The 21,597-nt window shown below is 44.9% G+C and carries 20 protein-coding genes and 1 riboswitch; of the genes, 13 read left to right on the top strand and 7 right to left on the bottom strand.

Translation table 11 applies throughout. The annotated features are described in order from the left end of the window. Nucleotides 1-36: 36 nt before the first annotated feature. Nucleotides 37-945, bottom strand: a complete 909-nt coding sequence (locus AC0YN6_RS22605) for a LysR family transcriptional regulator (protein WP_475749647.1) — start codon at nt 943-945, stop codon at nt 37-39. 304 nt (nt 946-1,249) lie between these two features. Between AC0YN6_RS22605 and AC0YN6_RS22600 the strand changes: the two genes are divergently transcribed. From AC0YN6_RS22600 to sdhB, 3 genes are read left to right on the top strand one after another with little or no spacing between them, the layout of a single operon-like run. Beyond that, nucleotides 1,250-1,921, top strand: a complete 672-nt coding sequence (locus tag AC0YN6_RS22600; RefSeq protein ID WP_475749646.1) for a succinate dehydrogenase cytochrome b558 subunit — start codon at nt 1,250-1,252, stop codon at nt 1,919-1,921. Nucleotides 1,922-1,945: 24 nt separating this feature from the next. Then, nucleotides 1,946-3,703, top strand: a complete 1,758-nt coding sequence (gene sdhA / locus AC0YN6_RS22595) for a succinate dehydrogenase flavoprotein subunit (protein ID WP_475749645.1) — start codon at nt 1,946-1,948, stop codon at nt 3,701-3,703. A gap of 2 nt (nt 3,704-3,705) precedes the next feature. Further along, the gene (gene sdhB, locus AC0YN6_RS22590; protein WP_475749678.1) at nt 3,706-4,470 is read left to right on the top strand and encodes a succinate dehydrogenase iron-sulfur subunit; all 765 of its coding nucleotides are present in this window, start codon (nt 3,706-3,708) and stop codon (nt 4,468-4,470) included. A gap of 160 nt (nt 4,471-4,630) precedes the next feature. On the opposite strand, the gene AC0YN6_RS22585 is transcribed toward sdhB, so the two are convergent. The 5 genes from AC0YN6_RS22585 to corA all read right to left on the bottom strand — a co-directional run bounded on the left by AC0YN6_RS22585 (nt 4,631) and on the right by corA (nt 8,939). Then, entirely contained in the window at nt 4,631-4,939 is a 309-nt protein-coding gene (locus AC0YN6_RS22585) for a winged helix-turn-helix transcriptional regulator (RefSeq protein ID WP_475749644.1), read from the bottom strand. Between the two features lie 146 nt (nt 4,940-5,085). After that, nucleotides 5,086-5,931, bottom strand: a complete 846-nt coding sequence (locus AC0YN6_RS22580) for an EamA family transporter (protein ID WP_475749643.1) — start codon at nt 5,929-5,931, stop codon at nt 5,086-5,088. Nucleotides 5,932-6,093: 162 nt separating this feature from the next. Further along, on the bottom strand, nt 6,094-6,903 hold the full coding sequence (locus AC0YN6_RS22575; RefSeq protein WP_475749642.1) for a histidinol-phosphatase: 810 nt from the start codon (nt 6,901-6,903) through the stop codon (nt 6,094-6,096). 44 nt (nt 6,904-6,947) lie between these two features. After that, entirely contained in the window at nt 6,948-7,850 is a 903-nt protein-coding gene (locus AC0YN6_RS22570; RefSeq protein ID WP_475749641.1) for a LysR family transcriptional regulator, read from the bottom strand. A 153-nt stretch (nt 7,851-8,003) separates the two neighbouring features. Beyond that, nucleotides 8,004-8,939, bottom strand: coding sequence for a magnesium/cobalt transporter CorA (corA, locus tag AC0YN6_RS22565; protein WP_475749640.1), 936 nt, complete (start codon nt 8,937-8,939; stop codon nt 8,004-8,006). A 307-nt stretch (nt 8,940-9,246) separates the two neighbouring features. Continuing rightward, a riboswitch (SAM riboswitch) is annotated at nt 9,247-9,355 on the top strand. 100 nt (nt 9,356-9,455) lie between these two features. On the opposite strand from corA, the gene metA reads away from it, so the two are divergent. The 9 genes from metA (at nt 9,456) to AC0YN6_RS22520 (ending at nt 18,939) form a co-directional block, all read left to right on the top strand. Further along, nucleotides 9,456-10,373 (top strand): homoserine O-acetyltransferase MetA, encoded by a 918-nt coding sequence (gene metA / locus AC0YN6_RS22560; protein ID WP_475749639.1) that lies wholly within the window; start codon nt 9,456-9,458, stop codon nt 10,371-10,373. A 27-nt stretch (nt 10,374-10,400) separates the two neighbouring features. After that, the gene (locus tag AC0YN6_RS22555; protein ID WP_475749638.1) at nt 10,401-11,564 is read left to right on the top strand and encodes an aminotransferase class I/II-fold pyridoxal phosphate-dependent enzyme; all 1,164 of its coding nucleotides are present in this window, start codon (nt 10,401-10,403) and stop codon (nt 11,562-11,564) included. A gap of 3 nt (nt 11,565-11,567) precedes the next feature. Beyond that, nucleotides 11,568-12,740 carry a trans-sulfuration enzyme family protein gene (locus AC0YN6_RS22550; protein WP_475749637.1) on the top strand — a complete coding sequence of 391 codons (1,173 nt, stop codon included), beginning with the start codon at nt 11,568-11,570 and terminating at the stop codon, nt 12,738-12,740. Between the two features lie 169 nt (nt 12,741-12,909). Further along, complete coding sequence (gene mqnC / locus AC0YN6_RS22545) at nt 12,910-14,046, top strand: cyclic dehypoxanthinyl futalosine synthase (protein ID WP_475749636.1); 1,137 nt, start codon at nt 12,910-12,912, stop codon at nt 14,044-14,046. A gap of 174 nt (nt 14,047-14,220) precedes the next feature. Then, on the top strand, nt 14,221-15,153 hold the full coding sequence (locus AC0YN6_RS22540) for a putative sporulation protein YtxC (RefSeq protein ID WP_475749635.1): 933 nt from the start codon (nt 14,221-14,223) through the stop codon (nt 15,151-15,153). 445 nt (nt 15,154-15,598) lie between these two features. Continuing rightward, nucleotides 15,599-17,536 (top strand): threonine--tRNA ligase, encoded by a 1,938-nt coding sequence (thrS, locus tag AC0YN6_RS22535; protein WP_475749634.1) that lies wholly within the window; start codon nt 15,599-15,601, stop codon nt 17,534-17,536. Nucleotides 17,537-17,596: 60 nt separating this feature from the next. Then, nucleotides 17,597-18,199, top strand: a complete 603-nt coding sequence (locus tag AC0YN6_RS22530; protein ID WP_475749633.1) for a 3D domain-containing protein — start codon at nt 17,597-17,599, stop codon at nt 18,197-18,199. A gap of 61 nt (nt 18,200-18,260) precedes the next feature. Then, nucleotides 18,261-18,401 carry a hypothetical protein gene (locus AC0YN6_RS22525; RefSeq protein ID WP_475749632.1) on the top strand — a complete coding sequence of 47 codons (141 nt, stop codon included), beginning with the start codon at nt 18,261-18,263 and terminating at the stop codon, nt 18,399-18,401. A 154-nt stretch (nt 18,402-18,555) separates the two neighbouring features. Continuing rightward, the gene (locus AC0YN6_RS22520; protein ID WP_475749631.1) at nt 18,556-18,939 is read left to right on the top strand and encodes a hypothetical protein; all 384 of its coding nucleotides are present in this window, start codon (nt 18,556-18,558) and stop codon (nt 18,937-18,939) included. 67 nt (nt 18,940-19,006) lie between these two features. Here the strand turns inward: AC0YN6_RS22520 and AC0YN6_RS22515 are convergent, their stop codons facing one another. Further along, nucleotides 19,007-20,302, bottom strand: coding sequence for an ammonium transporter (locus AC0YN6_RS22515; protein WP_475749630.1), 1,296 nt, complete (start codon nt 20,300-20,302; stop codon nt 19,007-19,009). A 269-nt stretch (nt 20,303-20,571) separates the two neighbouring features. On the opposite strand from AC0YN6_RS22515, the gene liaF reads away from it, so the two are divergent. Then, nucleotides 20,572-21,591: a cell wall-active antibiotics response protein LiaF gene (gene liaF / locus AC0YN6_RS22510; RefSeq protein ID WP_475749629.1), complete on the top strand. Its 1,020-nt coding sequence runs from the start codon at nt 20,572-20,574 to the stop codon at nt 21,589-21,591. Nucleotides 21,592-21,597: the final 6 nt, after the last annotated feature.

The raw sequence follows: 21,597 nt of genomic DNA, 5'->3' as shown, positions 1-21,597 counted from the left end.
GTGTAATATTGGAAATGCTGAAGGACAACAGCTAATTTAGAAGCTGCTGTCCTTTTTGTTTGGAAAACCTGCGGCGAGCTCATTAATCCATAGGCGAACCGACGGGCTGAGTGCAGCGGAATCCGCATGAATGAGCGAGGTTGTGCGCTTCGTATCCTCAAGCTCGCGGATCGGAATGACGATCAGCTCGTTGTCTTCAAGAAGTTGACTGCGCATATAAGATTGCGGCAATAGTGTCGCAGATCGGCAGGTGTGAAGCAGACGCAATATTGCTTCGAACGAATCTATTTCCATTCGCACGTCCGGCTGAAGATGGTATTTGTCAAAAAGCTCGTCAGTGAGCAGCCGATACCATGTGCCTTTGGAAAATAAGATCATCGGCATCCCGGTCAAATCCTGTATGCCGAGCGTGCCTTTATCGGTAATAACCTGATTTCGCGGAACAACTAACGAAAGATGATCCTCAAATAATGGAATACATCTGAGTGTCGAATCCTCGATGCTGGAAGCTACGATGCCGATATCGGCTTTATGGTCGCGTACGAGCGAGACGATCTCATGTGTTTTTCCGGTAATCGCTTTAATGTCGATTTCGGGATGCGTTGACGTTAAGGTTTGAATGAGATCAGGCAATGTGGTTTGCAGCGTCGTTAAGCTTGCGCCAATTGTCAGCGTGGTATGTCCAGCCGATGTGAACTCAGAGACGGTCTGCAAATATTTGCGATGAAGCTGGCGAAGCTCAAGAGCGTATTCATAAGTCAGCTGCCCGATTCTCGTGAGCTCAAGCCGCTTACCGATCCGATGAAATAAAGGAGATCCTAATTCCTGCTCTAGCTTCGCTATTTTGCGGGAGAGCGCCGGCTGAGATAAATTTAAAAGTACGGAAGCCTTGTTCATACTGGATTGCTCGACAATAACGGTGAAGACATGCATCTCTTCGTTCATGTATGAAACTCCTTATGTTAATTTGTTATAAGAAATTATAAAAAATATGCAATTCCATTATAAGCTGAAAAGGAGTAGGATGGGAAGTGTGGCTAATATGTGTCGAGTTTTGTTGACGGACATACATGCTAAGGGTACAATGTAGAATGGTTTACCAGGCGTAAACAGCGAATGACTATCTTCAGCGGCACAGCGCTTTGTTTACGCTGAAATATAAGCAATGTATAAAGGGACAACCGATACATTCTTATATTTTAAGAAAAAGCATGCTAGCACTCACAGTTTTGAAAGGAGAAGGAATGACATGAAAGGAAACTCGTATTTCTCGCGCAAGCTTCACTCGCTTCTCGGGATCATTCCACTCGGCGGTTTTATCGTCGTGCATGGTCTGACTAATTTTCAGGCGTTTGAACGCGGGCCTGAAGGCTTCAGCAAAGGTGTAGAACTTATTAACAGCATGCCTGTGCTGCCGCTGCTTGAGATCTTCGGCATTTACCTACCGCTATTGTTTCATGGTATCTATGGCTTATATGTGGCATACCAATCGAACACAAATACGGGACGTTTTCAGTACGGCCGGAACTGGGCATTTACAGCACAGCGAGTAACAGGGGTAATTACCTTTGTATTCGTATTCTGGCACGTATTCCAAACTCGGATTCAAGTTTATCTAGGCAACATCACGCATGATGAACTGGGATCAACGATGAATCAGATTGCGAGCAGCCCTACTTATTTCGTACTTTACGTAATTGGTGTTTTAGCGGCTGTTTTCCACTTCAGTAATGGCCTTTGGGCGTTTCTGATCAGCTGGGGCATTACGATCGGCCCTAAAGCGCAACGCATCTCTTCTTATATTTGCATGGGTGTTTTTGTTATCGTATCTGCTTTGTTTATTCTTTCGCTTATCGCATTTAGCGGAGATGAATTCAAGGAAGCTGCAAGTGCTGCATTGGCACTTACGAATATCGGCTAGTTTGTAGACAAGGAGCGAAACGTTATGGCTAAAAATAAAATTATCATCGTAGGCGGCGGCCTTGCGGGCTTGATGGCTACCATCAAAGCTGCAGAAGCTGGCGTACACGTTGATCTGTTTTCAATAGTACCGGTCAAACGTTCCCACTCAGTATGTGCACAGGGCGGCATTAACGGCGCTGTAAATACAAAAGGAGAAGGCGATTCTCCATGGGAGCATTTCGACGATACCGTATATGGTGGAGATTTCCTCGCGAATCAACCGCCAGTTAAAGCGATGTGTGATGCTGCACCAGGCATTATCCATCTTATGGACCGTATGGGCGTTATGTTCAGCCGTACATCCGAAGGTCTGCTGGACTTCCGTCGTTTCGGCGGCACAAAGCATTCACGTACCGCATTTGCAGGTGCAACGACAGGACAGCAGCTTCTATATGCACTGGATGAGCAAGTTCGCCGGTGGGAAGCAGCGGGACTCGTTAACAAGTATGAGCACTGGGAATTCCTTGGCGCTGTTGTTGACGACGATGGCATTTGCCGCGGCGTTTCAGCGCAAGACCTGCGTACGATGGAAATACACACGGTTCGCGCAGATGCAGTTATTCTAGCATCCGGCGGTCCTGGCATTATTTTCGGCAAAACGACGAACTCCGTTATTAACACAGGTACAGCTGCCAGCGCAGTGTATCAGCAAGGTGTTAACTACGCGAACGGCGAGTTCATTCAAATTCACCCAACCGCTATTCCAGGTGACGACAAGCTTCGCTTGATGTCTGAATCAGCGCGCGGTGAAGGCGGACGGATCTGGACTTACAAAGATGGTAAGCCTTGGTACTTCCTAGAGGAAAAATATCCAGCTTACGGAAATCTTGTGCCTCGTGATATTGCAACGCGTGAAATCTTCAGCGTGTGCGTAGATCAGAAGCTAGGCATCAATCAAGAAAACATGGTTTACCTTGACTTGTCTCATAAAGATCCGAAGGAGCTTGATGTTAAGCTCGGCGGTATCATTGAAATCTATGAGAAGTTCATGGGCGATGACCCACGTAAAATTCCGATGAAAATCTTCCCGGCAGTTCATTATTCGATGGGCGGCATGTGGGTTGACTACAATCAAATGACGAACATTCCTGGTCTGTTTGCAGCTGGCGAATGCGAGTATCAATATCATGGTGCGAACCGTCTTGGTGCGAATTCCTTGCTTTCTGCTATTTATGGCGGTATGGTTGCTGGACCTAAAGCGGTTGAGTATATCAAAGGCTTGAAGAAATCGGCTGAAGACGTTGCTTCCTCTGTATTTGATCGCGAGAACAAGCGTCAAACGGACAAGTATAACAGCATCATCAACATGAGCGGCAATGAAAACGCATATGTCATTCACAAAGAGCTTGGTGAATGGATGACGAACAATATGACCGTTGTTCGCTTTAATGACAAGCTTGAGCAAACGATTCACAAGATCAAAGAGCTTAAGCAGCGTTATGCGAAAATTAATATTAACGATTCGGCGCAATGGAACAATTCAAGCGTGGCATTCACTCGTCAGCTATGGAACATGCTTGAGCTGTCCGAAGCGATGACGCTTGGCGCATTGCTGCGTAACGAGAGCCGCGGAGCACACTATAAGCCTGAGTTCCAAGAGCGCGATGACGACAATTTCATGAAATCGACGATTGCGAAATGGACGAAGGAAGGTCCGCAAATTTCTTACGAGGATATCGATGTTAGTTTGATCAAGCCACGTAAACGTGACTATTCAAGCGACAAGAAGAAAGGAGAATAATGATGGCTGAAACGACTGTTGCTACAAAATCGGTTAAGTTTATCATCACACGGCAAGATACTCCTGACTCTAAGCCTTATACGGAAGAATTTGAAATTCCTTACCGCGCTAATATGAACGTAATTAGCGGATTGATGGAAATTCAACGTAATCCGAAGAAGGCTGATGGCGCGAGCACAGCGCCTGTCTGCTGGGATTCCAACTGTTTGGAAGAAGTATGCGGCGCATGCTCGATGGTCATAAACGGTAAGCCTCGTCAGGCGTGCAGCGCTCTGATCGATAAGCTGGAGCAGCCGATTCGTCTTGAGCCGATGAGAACGTTCCCTGTAGTTCGTGATCTTGTTATTAATCGTGAGCGCATGTTCGGTGCTCTGAAACGCGTTAAAGCATGGATTCCGATTGATGGAACGTATGATCTGGGTCCAGGACCGCGGATGGCAGAAACGAAGCGTCAATGGGCGTATGAGCTCTCCAAATGTATGACTTGCGGCGTTTGTCTTGAGGCTTGTCCGAACGTGAACGATCGCAACAGCTTCATCGGTCCTGCAGCAATTTCTCAGGTTCGCTTGTTTAATGCTCATCCGACGGGCGAGATGAACAAAGAAGAGCGTCTGGATGCTTTGATGACCGATGGCGGCATCGAAGGCTGCGGTAACTCGCAAAACTGTGTACGCGCATGTCCGAAGGGCATTCCGCTTACGACTTCAATCGCAGCAATCAATAAAGATACAACTAAACATTTGTTCAAGAAATGGCTTGGGATGTAGTCATATTGCTTATAGGAAACCCTCGATTCAATCGGGGGTTTTTCTTTTGTAAATTATGATATTGATTATTATTATCAATGATAGTAGATTAATATTCCTTTGTCAATTGCGTCATCAGAGGAGAGGGCAATAAAAAAAACCGCCGTAGCGGTTTCTTATCTTACATCCATTGTTCGCCCCATGCTTGAATGGACTCAATGACTGGTTCAAGCCCCCGGCCCATATCGGTAAGCTCGTATTCAATACGTACAGGCATTTCAGGATATACTTGACGTTTAATAATCGTTAATGTCTCAAGCTCTTTCATACGGTCCGTCAGCATCTTGTCGCTCATTTCGGGAATTTGTTCTTTAATCTCTTTGAACCGCTTTGGTCCTCCAAGCAATACCCGAATAATTCTGCCAGTCCACTTCTTGCCTAATATGTCGGCTGCGGCTTCATACTTTGGGCACATTGTCGAATAATCCAACCATATCACCCCGCTTTTTGTAATTCTATTGTAGCATATGAACGAACTAAAAGTAAGTTAATTTCACTGGGAATGCAATACTCAATCCAAAAAAGAATATTTACAATACAAAAGTTAGTGTTAAGGCGTGAGTTAATTTTCATACCTCACAAACGAATAATGATCAACCCGAGTATGGTACAAGCAAAGGCTGTCCACTGCACGATCGTCAACTTCTCTTTATAAAAAATAATCGCACCAGCGGCTACGACAAGACTGTTCGTTGCGAAGATAGGAGCTGCCAAATTCGCTTGTCCAGTGGCAATTGCGATCGCATACAGTTGCAATCCGCCATATGAGAATAGACCGGCAATAATCCCAAACCATAGGCCAGTCCGCTCTGCGGAGCGGTTTGTTTTTGTTTTGACAGGAATAAGAAACCAGCAAAGGGAGAGCGCGTAGGCAATGAATAAAATCGGGGCACTGGGTAGTTCAAGCTCATCCGTGACCTTTAATCCGCCGTTTCGCAGCGCGAACATCACGACAGCCATAAAGACGAGAACGAACCAGCGTTTTTCAGTAATTGTTAGAGGTTCTTTCCGTTTATGAGCAATAAAGATTACGGCTAGCAAGAGCAGAGTAATTCCGATCGCTTCAGAGGCGCTGAGCGGTTCATTATACCATAATGTTGCGAGCGCAATGACTAAGATGATATTCATGTTCGTCAGAGGAGAAGTTAAGCTGGCTGGACCAAAATGAAGTGCTTGCATAAATAGGGAGTTTCCCCAGGCAGAACCTGCGCCGATAACGATTCCAGCAATCCATACATGCGGATCTGCGAGAAATGTAAACGTTCCTTCCAGCGCTGCATGCACGCCAAAACCGAGTGATCCGGAAGCATATAGTCCAAGCAGCAGCATTCTTGTAGAGCCGCCCCGCATTTGTGATACTTTCATCCACCAGCCCGCTAGTCCGAATAAGATTGCGCTGCTAATGGCCGTAACGAGCCACATCGTTGTTCAACCCCTCAAATTTGTTACACAAATGAAATAGTTCTGTTATTTTCTCATCATATTAATGGGCTATTATAATAAACAAGACCCCCTTTTAATATATCCCTTGGGACCTGCAACGTGCAGGTCCACTTTTTTTTGTCCACAATTGTTCTCGCGTGCTTATATCGGTACAATGACCTGCTGGCGCCCCCGATAATAAACCCACTGTGTGAAGCCGATTTCCTTAAGCCTTTTTTGAACAAGCTCCCATTCGTCGCCAACTCTGCTCGGCACATGCGCATCCGATCCGAAGGTTACATTGACTCCGTAATGAAGTGCTCGTTCCAGAATCGCATCCGATGGATACCATCCTCCCACATATTTCGTGCTGCCAGACGTATTGATTTCAATGGAAACACCACACTCGGCAATCGTCTGCAACGTATCATCAACGTCCTTATTCGCCGGAATGTCAGAGAATGCGGGATAATACCCTTTCATTGCATCAATATGTCCCAAAATATCGAACATTCCGCTGCGTGCAGATTGCTTGATAAGATCGTAATAGCTGCGCTTTACTTCGACATGCTGCTGTTCATTTAATCCTTTCCAACGATTACGGTTGAAAATACTGACTTCGCCAACCTGATGCACGGAGCCGATTAAATAGTCGAAAGGAACACCTTCATATGCTTTTTTGTAGCTATCCAAATAATTAGGAAAAAAGTCCGATTCTATACCCAACAGTACTTCGATTTTGCCTGCATACTTCTCCTTTAAGCGAAGCACTTCATTAACATAATTAGTGAAATCGCTTCTAGCCATGGCGATGGCTGGTGAAGGCTGATCCTCCTTATGATAGAAGTAGGGGGAATGATCAGAGATGCCGATAATTTGAAGACCAGCTTTCATTCCTGCAACAATATAATCTTCGATAGTACCATCGGCATGACCGCATCTAACATGATGAGTATGTAAGTCGAATTTCATTGTCATCTCTCCTAGTTGATTTTCTGATGGACGCTTCTGATCCGTTATTCACTGCTAATGAATTGATGCTCCGGCATGCCCTTTAGATCACTTAAAAACTGCTGCAATGCCGTATTGATGTAACGACCGGATTTATATACAACGCCGACAGGGTGACTCATTTCAAGCTCGTTGACTTTAATCATCTTTAGTGTGCCCAAACGAAGCTCGTTGGCAATCGAAAGTTTCGATACGACTGCGGCGCCTAAATTAATTTCAACCATACGCTTCACTTCTTCGCTGCTGGAAACCTCCATGATGATGTTCGGCTGAATATTGTATTTACGGAAAATTTTATCGACGAATTTCCGCCCCAGCGTGTCGGGAGCAAGCATAATCATAGGAATGTCCTTGAGCGTGTCAACCGTCGTATGCGTCAATTTACTCATCGGATGGGAAGGAGGAACGACAAGTTCAAATGTATCGTAATAAAGGACGGAGGAGGAGACGTTCGGATTTTTTTCAGTGAGATATGTAATCCCTATATCGACTGAACCGTTCTCGACACTGGCCATAACTTGGGAAGAGGGCATGGAATGTATCGTTGTTTTGATTAAAGGAAATTGGTTCTGGAAATATGAAAGGACGCGCGGCAAAATTTGAATTGCAATTGATGCTGTTGTTCCTAGTAAAATATGTCCTTGCGGTGTTAGGTTCATATCGGAAAGCTTATGCTTTAATTCATCCACAATCGTAAGGACTTGCTCTGCATGCTCCAAAAAAACTTGTCCATGATCGGTTAGAGTGACTGGCTGGTTACGATTAATGAGGATCGTCTTGAATTCATCCTCAAGACTTTTTATTTGTGCCGATACAGCCGGCTGGGTGAGATTCAGCAGTTCGCCGGCTTTCCGGAAACTCATCGTCTTGGATATCGTAAGGAGTGTTTCAAGCTGACTAATATTCACGTCAATCCCCCTCTCAAAGGTAAGTACTCTCAAATATTGATTCTACTATTATAAATGATAGTTACCGCAACAGCAAAAAAAAGGCTGCACGCGCAAGGCGGGAATTTTCCCCTGCGAGTGCAGCCCTTTAATCTTATCTGGAGCAGGTCGTCTCTAGAGCCATTCCTTCTTACGGAAAATGTAAAACATACTTATGCCAAGCAGCAGCATAATACCAAGTAATATATATGAGCCTAATTTGAGGTGGAGACCCGGTATAAAGTCAAAGTTCATTCCGTATATGCCGGTTATGAAGGTGAGTGGCATGAATATCGTTGTAATTGCAGTAAATACACGCATGATTTCATTGGCACGGTTCGATACACTGGACTGGTAGGCCTCACGTAAGTTACCCATGAGATCGCGATATGTGTCGAAGGATTCCGCAATTTTTAACGCATTCTCATAAATATCGCTAAAATACTTTTGCAGTTGATCGTCAATGAGCTTTAAGTCTTTCTTGTTAAGCGTAGCAATGACGTCGCGTTGAGGACCAAGTACCTTCCTCAGCCACAATATTTCACCGCGCAGCCCGATGATTTCATTCAAATGCGATTTCTTCGTGTGCATCAATATATCTTCTTCCAGTGTCTCGATTCGTGTATCGATCCGATCACCAACGAGGAAATAGTTGTCGACAACGATGTCGACGAGGTGGTATAAGAAATAGTCAGGCCGGCTAACCTCTTGTTCCCAGAGAACGGGCTTTAAAGAACGGAGCTCATTAATCTTTTGTTTGGTGACGGTAATAATAAAGTGACGACCGAGAAAGATGTTGAGCGCCCTAAGAAATATTTCCTCATCATCGAATCGAATGCTGTTAATAACAATAAAGTAATGACTTTCGTATATTTCAATTTTTGGACGCTGCTCCTCTTCACTGAGACAATCTTCTACAGCGAGATCATGCATGTTGAAAAGCGGCTGCAAAACAGCGAGGTCCTCCACATCTGCGTCGATCCAGTAAAAACCTTCTTTCGAAGGCGTAAGTGTTTCATTAATATCTTCAATAACTGTAAAAACGCCATTGCTAACAAGACGGATTTTCATCCGGAGTCACTCCTTTCTTTCGCTAGAGGAAACTGCCGGCTGAATGGGACTGGGCCGGCAGTAACCGTATTCGATAGTTCTCAGGCTTCGGTCTGTCGCCCTCCATGTCCATGTCCACTCCTTTGTTAGTCAAATAAACGAAATAATTCTTGTCTAGTATACTCCCGCGACAGCTTTACATTCAAGCATAAAAACAACACTTTTCTCATATATAAGTTTAGAATATGCACCGTTGGTTCTTGACGCAATTGACAGAATGATTTAAAGTGAAAGTGTAATGATACCGCGGAAAATTGAATAGACTACTTTCTTATCAAGAGCAGGCGGAGGGACTAGCCCGATGAAGCCCGGCAACCGGCGTGTAAACGCACGGTGCTAATTCTTGCGGAAACTTTAATGTTTCTGGGAGATGAGAGAGGCGGATGGCTTATGTATAGAGCATACGACCTTTTCTCACAGCAGAAAGGGTCTTTTTCATGCTCATGCGGTCAATCTTCCTCAAGAGGAGTGAAACCAATGCCAATTAAAGTACCTGACAACTTACCGGCAAAAGAAGTGTTAACCAACGAGAACATTTTCGTTATGGATGAGAGTATCGCCTATCATCAAGATATCAGGCCGCTCAGAATCGCGATTCTGAACTTAATGCCCACCAAGGAAACGACAGAAACACAGCTGCTTAGACTTATTGGCAACACGCCATTACAAGTCGAGGTCGTATTGCTGCATCCAAAAACACATACATCCAAAAACACGTCGGCTGATCATTTAGAATCCTTTTATAAAACATTTGACGAGATCGCGGATGAGTATTATGACGGTCTTATCATCACTGGCGCACCTGTAGAGCATATGCCTTTCGAGGACGTAAACTATTGGGAAGAGCTTAAGGAAATTATGGATTGGAGCACAAGGCGCGTAACATCGACCTTCCATATATGTTGGGCGGCACAAGCTGGACTTTACCATCACTTTAACGTGCCGAAATATAATTTAGACAACAAAATGTTCGGCGTATTCCCGCATACGATTGAGAAAAGAAATGTTAATTTGCTCCGAGGCTTTGATGAAATGTTTTTTGTGCCGCAGTCTCGTCATACCGAGGTGCGCCGCGAGGATATAGATACGGTGGAAATGTTGGATATTTTATCTGAATCTTCAGATTCAGGCGTATACATCGTTGCATCGAAAGATGGTAAACAAATTTTTGTTACAGGACATTCCGAATACGATCCAACCTCACTTAAGTATGAGTATGATCGTGATCAATCCAAAGGGATGGAAATAGATATTCCGAAAAATTATTTCCCAGGCGATAATCCGGCCAACCTGCCATTATCAACCTGGCGTGCTCATGCGAACCTATTGTTCTCAAACTGGCTTAACTATTATGTTTATCAGCAAACACCTTATGATTTGGGTGGAGGCATTTAAAACTATATTAGGGAGTGCTACATTAAGATGAAGATAGAAAGCCATTTAGCTCAGATTGGATCTATAAAAGAACCTGTAACGGGTGCAGTAAGCTTCCCAGTTTACCAAGCAACGGCATTTCGTCACCCTAAGCTTGGAGAGAGCACGGGCTTCGATTATGCACGTACGAAAAGTCCAACAAGGGCTGTACTAGAAGAAGCTGCTGCACAATTGGAAGCTGGCGATGCAGCATTTGCATGCAGCTCCGGTATGGCTGCTTTGCAAACGGTATTTGCATTATTCAGTCAAGGTGATCATTTAATTGTATCTCTTGACTTATATGGCGGCACGTATCGCCTGTTAGAGCGGATTATGTCGAGATTCGGCGTATCAGCTTCCTATGTGGATACGAACGATTTGGATGCGATGGCGGCTTTGTGGACGCCAAACACGAAAGCGGTGCTTATCGAAACACCAACAAATCCGCTCATGATGATTACGGATATTGAGAAAGTAACGGCGTGGGCGAAATCTAAAGGCTTGCTTACCATTGTAGATAATACGCTGCTTACACCATTTTTCCAACGTCCGATTGAGCTCGGAGCAGATATTATCATTCATAGCGCAACCAAATATTTAGGCGGTCATAATGACGTGCTTGCAGGTCTGATCGTAACGAAAGGCAAGGAGCTCTCAGCTGAGATGGCATTTCTGCATAACTCCATTGGGGCAGTCCTTGGACCGCAGGATTCATGGCTTCTTATGAGAGGAATGAAGACGCTGGCGCTTCGTATGGAGCGTCATCAGTATAATGCCACTGCGATTGCTAACTATCTGCTTGAACATCCAGCGGTGGAGGATGTCTATTATCCGGCATTGCCGCATCATCCAGGACATGATGTTCAGAACAGGCAGGCTTCCGGAAATACGGGTATTTTCTCCTTCCGTCTAAAGGACGCTCGTTATGTGGAGCCGATTCTTCGCCACATTAAGCTTATTGCATTCGCTGAGAGTTTAGGCGGAGTTGAATCGTTGATGACTTATCCTGCGGTTCAGACACATGCGGATATCCCTCTTGAAATTCGTCAAGCTATCGGTGTTGATGACCGTTTGCTTCGTTTCTCAGTAGGCATCGAGCATTCGGATGATTTAATTAGTGATTTGGCACAGGCGCTCGCAGCTGCCAAACGTGAAGTCGAGGAGGTCCAATAACCGATGAGTAATGATAACAACAAAATTAAACCTCAAGATCGGCGTTTTGCAACGAAGCTGATTCATTTCGGCGCAGAGATTGATGAACATACAGGAGCATCAAGCGTACCTATTTATCAAGCTTCAACGTTCCATCATCATGATATTTTCAACCCGCCTCAATATGATTACAGTCGTTCAGGCAATCCTACCCGCCAAGCGCTCGAGGATTATATCGCACTGCTTGAGGGCGGGGCGCGCGGCTTCGCGTTCGCTTCAGGGATGGCCGCTATTTCAACGACATTCCTGCTGCTTTCTGCTGGGGAGCACGTTATCGTAACGGAGGATGTTTACGGCGGAACGTATCGTTTACTGACGACGATTTTGGATCGACTCGGCATAGAGTCTACCTTTGTTGATATGACCGATTTTGAAGCGGTCAAAGCAGCGCTTAAGCCAAATACGAAAGCGGTATTCATGGAGACGCCGTCAAACCCGACTCTCAAAATTACGAATATTGCTGAGACCACTGCTTGGGCGAAAGAACACGGATTGCTTACCCTGCTTGATAATACGTTTATGACTCCTTATCATCAGCGTCCGATTGAACATGGCGTTGATATCGTACTGCACAGTGCGACAAAGTTTCTTGGCGGTCACAGCGACGTGCTGGCGGGTCTTGCGGTTACCGCGGATGAAGGCCTCGGTAAACGTCTGAAGCAGCTTCAAAACGGCATGGGAACGGTTCTTAGCGCCCAAGAATCGTGGCTGTTGATGCGCGGCATGAAGACGTTGAAAGCTCGGATGGAATATAGCGAACAAAGCGCTCGCAGACTGGCGGAATGGCTGTCGGAGCATGAGGAAGTAAAAGCTGTTTATTATCCTGGTCTTGAGAACCATCCAGGCCGGGAAATCCATGAGAAGCAGTCTCTTGGATATGGAGCTGTCGTATCCTTCGACGTTGGGAGCGGCGAACGTGCAAAATCATTGCTGAGCAAAGTTCAAATTCCTCTCGTAGCTGTAAGCTTGGGGGCAGTAGAGAGCATACTTTCTTATCCAGCGATGATGTCTCATGCTTCAATGCCTAGAGAAGTCCGTCATGCACGCGATATTACAGACGGATTGGTTCGTTACTCGGTAGGGCTTGAGGATATCGAGGATCTGCTTGGAGATTTGGATAGAGCTCTGCGCTCCTAAATGGGAATGAATTTAAAGGGAAACACGGATGTTCTAGTGAACATTCCGTGTTTTTTCTTATTTCAGGGCGAGAGGAGATCCTGCGGCGGGTGACTTGGAGTAGAGATATATGTTAGGATAAAGTGATAGTTTCTTTAAAAAATGAACGGAAATAAGGAGGTCTTGCGGAATGGGAACGTTGGACCATATTTTGGATAAAGCGTTGCGTGGTGAGCGAATTACGCTCGAAGAAGGCATGGAATTGTTAGTCTCAGATCAAATCGAGAAGATGGGGCATGTAGCTAATCAGATTATGCTAAAGCATCATCCCGAACCAATAACGACATTTGTTGTAGGACGAAATGTAAACTACACGAACGTGTGTGATGTTTATTGCCGCTTTTGTGCGTTTTATCGTGCTCCAGGGTCGAAGGAAGGTTACGTACTTCCTGATGAAACGATTTTGAACAAAATTCAAGAAACGATAGACGTTGGCGGTACTGAAATATTGATGCAGGGCGGAACGAATCCAAATTTGAAGTTTACTTATTACTTGGATCTGCTTCGCAAAATTAAACAGCATTATCCGGACATTACAATGCATTCATTCTCTCCAGCCGAAATTCAGAAGATGAAGGTTGTATCGGATGGGCTTTCTTTAGATGAAGTGATTAGGCAGCTGCGTGATGCGGGACTTGATTCCTTGCCAGGCGGCGGCGCTGAAATTTTAGATGACCGCACACGTCGTAAGATTAGCCGTATGAAGGGCTCTTGGACGGACTGGATGGATGTGATGAAATCAGCACACCGTCATGGTATGAATACGACTGCAACGATGGTGTACGGTCTTGGTGAGACAGTAGAAGAGCGAGCTTTGCACATGCTGCGTATCCGTGACGCTCAAGATGAATGCATCGCGAACAAATATGATTCAACGGGCTTCTTGGCTTTCATTTCATGGCCGTTCCAGCCGGACAATACGAACTTGAAACTGGAGAAGGCGAAGCCAGAGGAATATTTGCGCATCGTAGCGGCTAGCCGTATCATGCTCGATAATATTCCGAATTTCCAATCATCATGGGTGACGATGGGACCTGAGATGGGTAAGTTGTCGCTGTCGTATGGCTGCAATGACTTCGGAAGCACTATGATCGAGGAAAATGTAGTGTCCGCAGCGGGAACGACTCATAAAGTAAACATCGAACTTATTCTTCAGTTGATTCGCGAATGCGGTAAGATTCCTGCACAGCGGGATACGAAGTACAATATTTTGAAAGTTTACAACCAATTGGATAAAGCGGATTTAGATTTTGTCATGCAAAACTAATTACTTTTCAGGCAATATCCGTAATGAAAAAACGTTTGTTGAACAATCTCCGTAAGCAGCGGGGGACTCGACAGACGTTTTTTTGTATGCTTGCTTCCCTTACATTCCAATGTCTTCATCGTATATCCCCGTACGCGGTACCATATACTGATAAGGAAGGAAAGGGGTGAGCTGATGGAGCTATTCACGGTATCGTTACCTGCAAGTCTCCAAAAGTCGGTAAATAAACTAACTAATTTGTTGACAGAACAAGTGCTCGTCGATTTACATATTGACACAAAAACGGAGCAATCTGCCCTCATTGAAATGAAGCAGATATCTGCTCAGGATATAAGCTGCATTGCGCTGCTTCCGTATTTTCAATTAAAAACACACGGCGAAGCGGTGTTTAAAGCAGCATCGCTTGCCATAGCTGAATTCGTAGTTAGTGAAATGGAGCCAGCGATGCTTTCGGTCATTATTCGCAAAAAGTATCGTAATCATAGCTCTGCGGAAACAGCTGCGATCGAGCGTTATTGTCATGATTTGCTGCATGGAAAAGAATGGGACAGTCTTGGGACGAGGTTTTTGGATGCAGATCGTTTAAGACGTAAGAATAAGGTAGCTGCCGAGGTAGAGGTTTTCTTACGTGACAATATGCATCTCGACATAAAAGGATTTACGACGTTTAGATTGGAGCCTTATCGGAAGGAATTAACTGAAGTTGTAGATTATGCATTAGATGAATACGTGCTCGAAAAACAATATCAGGAGTTTATATCCCTGTTAAAATATTTTGTTTTTCTTCAAGACACGAAGCTGCCTATGGTTCATCTATTGCATAAGGGCGGGCATGAATTTATGCTCTATGATGACAGCTTTCAACCGCTTGACCCTAACCCGCCAACGGATCGAATTGTAGCAGAAATGCTTGAAACGGAAATGAATATTGAAGACATGGTTATTAGTTCGCTGATTGCCGTATCTCCGAAGCATATCACGATTCATACCAAACAGCCGGATATGCAAGTGATACGAACCATTCAAACGATATTTGATCAGCGGGTAACGGTATGCCTGCAATGTGCTTCTTGCAGCAGCGGCCTTGATGAGCTTGTTCAACCTTAAGTTGAATTTTCATAAGGAAATAACGAATAGGGCTTATAGACTTGACCAATCGCACAAGTCGAGCTATAATGACACACATATACGATGTAATCGGCAATGACAAAGACATGTGTCTGTTTATGATATTTGGTCCAGAGAGAGGAAACTTGGCTGTAATTTCCTTCCACAATGTCCTCAGACGTACCCCTTTGAAGCTGTATAGCCCAACCTGTAGCCTGCTTATTACGAAGCAAAGCTATGGCAGTATGCTGTACCGGATATCTCCGTTAACAGATAATACGAGGACTGCAACGTTTGAATGATTGAAGCAGTCGAAGTAGGGTGGAACCACGAGCACACAAGCACTCGTCCCTTTTTTAGGGATGCGTGCTTTTTTTGTGCTCTTTTTTGCTTGGATAAAGAAATGAAGCGTTACGCTTACAGACAAAATGGAGGATGAATAAAAATGACTATTCAAATCACTTTGCCAGATGGCGCAGTAAGAGAATATGCGGCTGGCACAACAATTGAAGAAGTAGCGGGCTCCATCAGCCCGGGTTTACGTAAAAATGCGATTGCTGGAAAAATCGACGGTAAGGTAGTCGATGTATATACGCCAATAGATAACAATGCTGCAATTGAGATCGTTACCGTTGATTCGGCAGACGGACTTGAAGTCTATCGTCATAGTACGGCTCACTTGCTAGCACAAGCGATCAAACGCCTGTACGGCAACACGAATGTTAAGCTTGGAATCGGTCCAGTAATCGAGGATGGCTTCTATTATGATATCGACATGGAGCAATCATTGACACCTGAGGATCTTGTGAAGATCGAGAAGGAAATGGATAAAATTGTTCAGCAAAATATCGATATCCGCCGCCGTGTTGTAAGCAGAGACGAGGCATTGTCCATTTTCACCGAGCTTGATGATAACCTTAAGCTTGAGCTAATCCGTGATCTTCCTGCTGACTCGGTTATTACGATGTATGATCAAGGCGAGTTCTTTGACCTATGCCGAGGACCGCATTTGCCGTCTACAGGTCGAATTAAAGCTTTCAAGCTATTAAGTGTAGCTGGTGCTTACTGGCGCGGAGATTCGAAGAACAAAATGCTGCAGCGTATTTACGGAACAGCTTTCCCTAAGAAAGCACAACTTGATGAGCATCTTCACTTCTTAGAGGAAGCAAAGAAACGCGATCACCGTAAGCTTGGCCGCGAACTGAAAATGTTCACATTCTCGCGTGAGGTTGGTCAAGGTTTGCCGCTATGGCTGCCGAATGGTTCAAAGCTTCGCAGAACGATGGAGCGTTATATCGTGGATCTAGAGGAAAGACTGGGCTATGAGCATGTCTATACACCAGTACTTGCTAACGTTGAGCTTTACAAAACTTCCGGTCACTGGGAGCACTATAGCGAGGATATGTTCCCGAAAATGATCATGGATAACGAAGAGCTTGTTCTTCGTCCAATGAACTGTCCGCACCATATGATGGTGTTTAAGAGCGACATGCGCAGCTACCGCGACCTGCCAGTGAGGATTGCTGAGCTTGGCACAATGCACCGTTATGAAATGTCAGGTGCGCTTACAGGCTTGCACCGCGTACGTGCCATGACTCTTAATGATGCTCATATTTTCTGTCGTCCGGATCAAATTAAAGAAGAATTTGCGCGCGTTGTTAACTTGATTCGTAAGGTATATGAGGATTTCGGCATTAAAGAATACCGTTTCCGTTTATCATACCGTGATCCTAAGGACACTGAGAAGTATTTCCAAAATGATGAGATGTGGGAAATGTCGCAGCGTATGCTTCGCGAGGTTGTTGAAGAGCTGGAGCTTCCGTTCTTCGAGGCTGAGGGAGAAGCTGCATTCTACGGTCCTAAGCTTGACGTTCAAATTAAAACCGCACTTGGCAAAGAAGAGACATTGTCGACTGCACAGCTTGATTTCTTGCTTCCTGAGCGCTTTGAGCTTGAGTATGTCGGCGAGGATGGCAAGAAGCACCGTCCAGTCGTTATTCACCGCGGTATTATAAGCACAATGGAAAGAATGACTGCTTTCTTGCTTGAGAACTTTGCCGGCGCGCTGCCGCTATGGTTGTCGCCAGTACAAGCAAAGGTAATCCCAGTATCGACTGCTTATGAAGGTTATGCACGCAAAGTAGCAGAACAGCTGCAAGAAAACGGCATTCGTGTAGAAAGTGATCTGCGCAATGAGAAGCTGGGCTACAAAATTCGCGAGGCTCAACTGGAGAAGGCACCTTACATGCTCGTAGTTGGTGAGAATGAAATGCAAGCAGAAGCGGTTTCTGTGAGGAAACGCGGCGAAGGCGATCTAGGCGCGCTTCCTGTTGCAGAGCTGATTTCTTTGCTGCAAAAGCAAATCGTAAACAAAGAACAATAATGAATCACGCATAAAGCTTGGGCCATCGGGGCAATATTCTTCTGAGGAGGAAGTACCCAGATGGTTACAAGCTTTTTTTATTTTCGAAAAGGTTTCATCGTTTTGCTGCTCCTAACGGTTATCGGCGCTGGCTTCAATACAAAGAGCAATATTGTTCTGGCTGAATCAAAGAAGCCTGCACAAAGCTCTGTTGCAAGCAATTACGATAGCCTAGATAAGACAGGAGAAGCTGCACGTACAACACAGAAAGAGAAAACAAATAGGGTTGAGGTTATCGCTACAGGCTACACCGCTGGCGTGGAATCGACCGGTAAACGACCGGGGCATCCGCAGTACGGGATTACCTATTCGGGGGTAAAGGTGCGCAGGGATCAAGTATCTACGATCGCCGCGGATACGAAGATTTTTCCTATCGGAACATTGCTCTATATACCTGGCTACGGATATGGCGTAGTAGCTGATACAGGCTCAGCCATAAAAGGAAAACGTATCGATTTGTATTTTGAAACGATCAAGCAGGTTTACGAGCAGTGGGGGAAGCGTACGGTTCATGTAGAGGTACTGCGAGTAGGAACGGGCAAGCTTTCGCAGGCTTGGCTGAATCAAATTAATCTGGCTGTAGAAGCCGGGAAGCCTATTCCGCAGACTTATTTAGAATCTTAAATTGACCGTATAATAATCGCCAAGAATGCCATACTATCATTGAACCGGGGAGGTGAAAACAATGGCTAAAAACAAAAACAATAAAGCCCAAAACAATCAATACAATGCAGAATTCAATGCAGAATTCGCGGAAGAGTTGAACCAGAATAACGCTGCTGGTAAACAAGCAGCGAACAACGCTCAACAAAAAGCTGAGAAGTAGTATTTTTTTGCTATGCGATAACAAAGCATTCAGACTAGAGGAACCTTCATGGTTCCTCTTTTCTTTTGTTGAAAAAAGTGTTTTCAAATCATATTCGTTTGGTGTATGATTACTTATGTAAGAAATAATAACATGACGAGACAGGTGAATTCTCATGACAGATCCAATCATTCATTCAGGCTTTGTAATTGCTGCCCATCATCGTAAAGCGGGCGAGGTTTTACCTTTTATTGATGCCTACGTTGCTAAGAAAGAGCAGGAAATAGCAGAAATTGAACAGATGGTTGAGCGTTATGAGAAGAGAAGACTGATGGAAGACCGTGCATATCAGTCGATGTCAACTATAAGAAGAATGCTGACAGGCAAGAAGCCCGATCATCATCTGGCCGTTGAATATATTCATTTTGTAAGAAAGCCGATGGAGAAAGCCCGTGCGCTCCGTCTAGAAATCGAAAGCGCTCGTTCCATTAAGAACGTATCTGCTCCAACTGATATTGTGACTGTGTCCTATGAGCTTGCTAATGAGATGAATGATTAATTACGACAAAGAAATAAACAAGAAAAAAACCGTTTCGGCTGCAATGGCTTCGACGGCTTTTTTTTGTTTATTTACTATTTTTCAAACGATCATAATCAAGGAAATCATGCTCTTGACTGTAAGCGGGAACGCCGTGAATACCGACATCGAGACCGATGAGCTCCTCGTCCTTGGAGACGCGGACGGGCAATACCTTACGAATAAGCCATAATGCCGCCAATGTCAGCGCGAAGCCCCATATGGCTACGATCACTAGGCCAAGTGTTTGAATGCCTAGTAATTTGAAGCCTCCGCCATAAAATAATCCGTAATAGCCCTTCCCGACGCCAGTTGTCAGCTCAGGTAATGCGAACAAGCCTACGGCGAGTGTACCGATGCTGCCGCTGATGCCGTGTACGGCGAAGGCGCCGACAGGATCATCGACTCTCCGTCGCTCAAGCCACTCCGTAACCAGCACCATTGCAATTCCAGAAACGGAACCGATACCGATAGCGACGAGGTCAGATACGAATGCGCAGCCTGCCGTAATGCCTACGAGGCCGGCAAGAGAGCCGTTGATGACCATTGGCGGATCTGCCTTCTTGTAGCGGAACATTGTGAATAGGATACATGTCGCTCCACCTGCAGCTGCCGATAACATCGTAGTAATTGCAATATGACCGATAGAGCTGTTTGTAGCGCTAAGTGTACTGCCGGCGTTAAAGCCGAACCAGCCAAACCAAAGAATGAATGCACCGACAGAAGCGAGCGGCAAATTAGAAGGCGGTACAATATTTACTTTGCCATCAGGCCCAAACTTGCCAATTCGCGGACCAATAAAGATAGCAGCAGCGAGTGCGGAAAAGCCGCCTAAAGCATGAATAACAGCCGAACCTGCAAAGTCAATCATGCCAAGGGCTCCAAGAAAGCCGCTGCTTGACCAAACCCAATGTCCGGCTAGCGGGTAAATGAAGCCAGTCATTGCGATGGTTAATAAAATATATGCTCTAAAGTTGATTCTTTCTGCAACTGCACCAGAAACAATCGATATAACGGCGATTACGAATGCGCATTGGAATAACCAGAACGTTTCGTGAGTAATATTTAGTTTGATATGAGACAGGTCTCCATCTATGAGAAAGCCGGTCGTTCCAATTAAACCGCCGACGTCTTGTCCATACATGAGCGCGAATCCAAAAAAGTAAAATACGAGTGCGCCAAAAGCAATGTCGACAAAAACCTTCATAATAATACTGACGGCATTTTTTTGCCTGACAAAGCCAGCTTCAAGCAAAGCAAATCCACCTTCCATGAGTAGGATCATGGCTGCTGTCAAGACGACCCAGATCGTATCTAGACCCTTTGACAGTTCGATAACGTCCACTGCTTCATCCCCCATTCATAATATTCGTCGTATGTGTAACTGCTTCTATTTTCCTAATCTGTTCATCATTATAAAGAGAAGTAGTAATTAATGTCAACGACCCACGTCATGTTTCATGACGTGAGTGAAAAGTTGAAATGGAAGGAATCCACAAAAGCTCAGTCTGGAGACGGATGACGATTTCAATCGGACGTCCCTTTTTCTATTGAATGCTGTCAGTTATACTAAGAATATCAAACGACGATGGAATCGTAAGGAGCTGGTGCCTCATGAACGGAAATTTCGCAAACCGGTTATTCACCGGGTTAGTCATCATTGCAGTTGGCGTCTTGTTTTTATTGAATCAAACAGGTTATGTGGATTTTGAAATTCGTGACCTGTTTTCTACTTATTGGCCAGTAATTCTCATAGTTGTAGGTATTCGCGGATTGCTATCCTGTCGGATTCACGGGGCGAGTTCAGGCTGGTGGGGTACAATTGTTCTGCTGATAGGCTGTATCTTTCTGGGGCGCAACTTAGATCTCTTTTCTTGGTCCATTGGTGATATCATTCCTTACATTTGGCCGGTGGCCATAATTTTGATCGGTATCAATATCATTTGGAGACCTAAATCTAAGCGACAATCGCCTCCGACAGATGATTGGAAATCATACCGGCCCTATACGGATGAATCAAATGTTCCGCCAGCGCCGCCTCTGCATCCTGATCCAACAAAGTCGCCGCTTGGCACGACTGCGTATGAAGAGAAGCGAGAGAGTGCTGACCAGAAGCATTATGATGATTATTCATCCAGCAAGAAGGAATTTAAAGAGTGGAAGGCGCATCATAAGTCAGAGGTCAAAAGAAATGCGCAGGAATGGAAACGAAATCATAAGGAGCATGTGGAATGGTGGAATCACAACGATTCTAATGTTCAGAATCGCTCCGGGTTTATTGGCGATATTCATATCGGTCAAGATTATTGGGATTTGAAGCCGCTTAATATTTCACATTTCATTGGAGATACAGTGCTCGATTTGACTAAAGCTCAGGTTTCGGATGGTGAAACGAAAATTAATGTTTCCTCTTTTATAGGCGACGTCAAAGTATATGTTCCTAATGATTACGAGGTAGGCGTACAGGTGGTATCAAGCGCATTTATCGGCGATGTTAAGGTGCTTGGCCAGAAAGAAGGCGGATTGTTTACAAATATCAATATTCAATCGCCTACCTACCCCGAATCGAACAAAAAAATTAAGCTGGTCGTTAGTACATTTATCGGTGATGTTCGCGTTACAAAGGTAGGGTGATCGATT

It is taken from the genome of Paenibacillus sp. J22P15 (assembly GCF_056269345.1).
Note: the sequence above shows the minus strand (reverse complement) of the source record. Positions and strands in the feature narration are given on the sequence as shown.

Coding starts and splice junctions, on each gene's coding strand:
- corA (WP_475749640.1), bottom strand. CDS start 8,939: ATGAAAATCCGTCTTGTTAGCAATGGCGTTTTTACAGTTATTGAAGAT.
- AC0YN6_RS22575 (WP_475749642.1), bottom strand. CDS start 6,903: ATGAAATTCGACTTACATACTCATCATGTTAGATGCGGTCATGCCGAT.
- AC0YN6_RS22605 (WP_475749647.1), bottom strand. CDS start 945: ATGAACGAAGAGATGCATGTCTTCACCGTTATTGTCGAGCAATCCAGT.
- liaF (WP_475749629.1), top strand. CDS start 20,572: ATGAACGGAAATTTCGCAAACCGGTTATTCACCGGGTTAGTCATCATT.
- AC0YN6_RS22540 (WP_475749635.1), top strand. CDS start 14,221: ATGGAGCTATTCACGGTATCGTTACCTGCAAGTCTCCAAAAGTCGGTA.
- metA (WP_475749639.1), top strand. CDS start 9,456: ATGCCAATTAAAGTACCTGACAACTTACCGGCAAAAGAAGTGTTAACC.
- AC0YN6_RS22555 (WP_475749638.1), top strand. CDS start 10,401: ATGAAGATAGAAAGCCATTTAGCTCAGATTGGATCTATAAAAGAACCT.
- sdhA (WP_475749645.1), top strand. CDS start 1,946: ATGGCTAAAAATAAAATTATCATCGTAGGCGGCGGCCTTGCGGGCTTG.
- AC0YN6_RS22580 (WP_475749643.1), bottom strand. CDS start 5,931: ATGTGGCTCGTTACGGCCATTAGCAGCGCAATCTTATTCGGACTAGCG.
- AC0YN6_RS22525 (WP_475749632.1), top strand. CDS start 18,261: ATGGCTAAAAACAAAAACAATAAAGCCCAAAACAATCAATACAATGCA.
- sdhB (WP_475749678.1), top strand. CDS start 3,706: ATGGCTGAAACGACTGTTGCTACAAAATCGGTTAAGTTTATCATCACA.
- mqnC (WP_475749636.1), top strand. CDS start 12,910: ATGGGAACGTTGGACCATATTTTGGATAAAGCGTTGCGTGGTGAGCGA.
- AC0YN6_RS22600 (WP_475749646.1), top strand. CDS start 1,250: ATGAAAGGAAACTCGTATTTCTCGCGCAAGCTTCACTCGCTTCTCGGG.
- AC0YN6_RS22520 (WP_475749631.1), top strand. CDS start 18,556: ATGACAGATCCAATCATTCATTCAGGCTTTGTAATTGCTGCCCATCAT.
- thrS (WP_475749634.1), top strand. CDS start 15,599: ATGACTATTCAAATCACTTTGCCAGATGGCGCAGTAAGAGAATATGCG.
- AC0YN6_RS22530 (WP_475749633.1), top strand. CDS start 17,597: ATGGTTACAAGCTTTTTTTATTTTCGAAAAGGTTTCATCGTTTTGCTG.
- AC0YN6_RS22550 (WP_475749637.1), top strand. CDS start 11,568: ATGAGTAATGATAACAACAAAATTAAACCTCAAGATCGGCGTTTTGCA.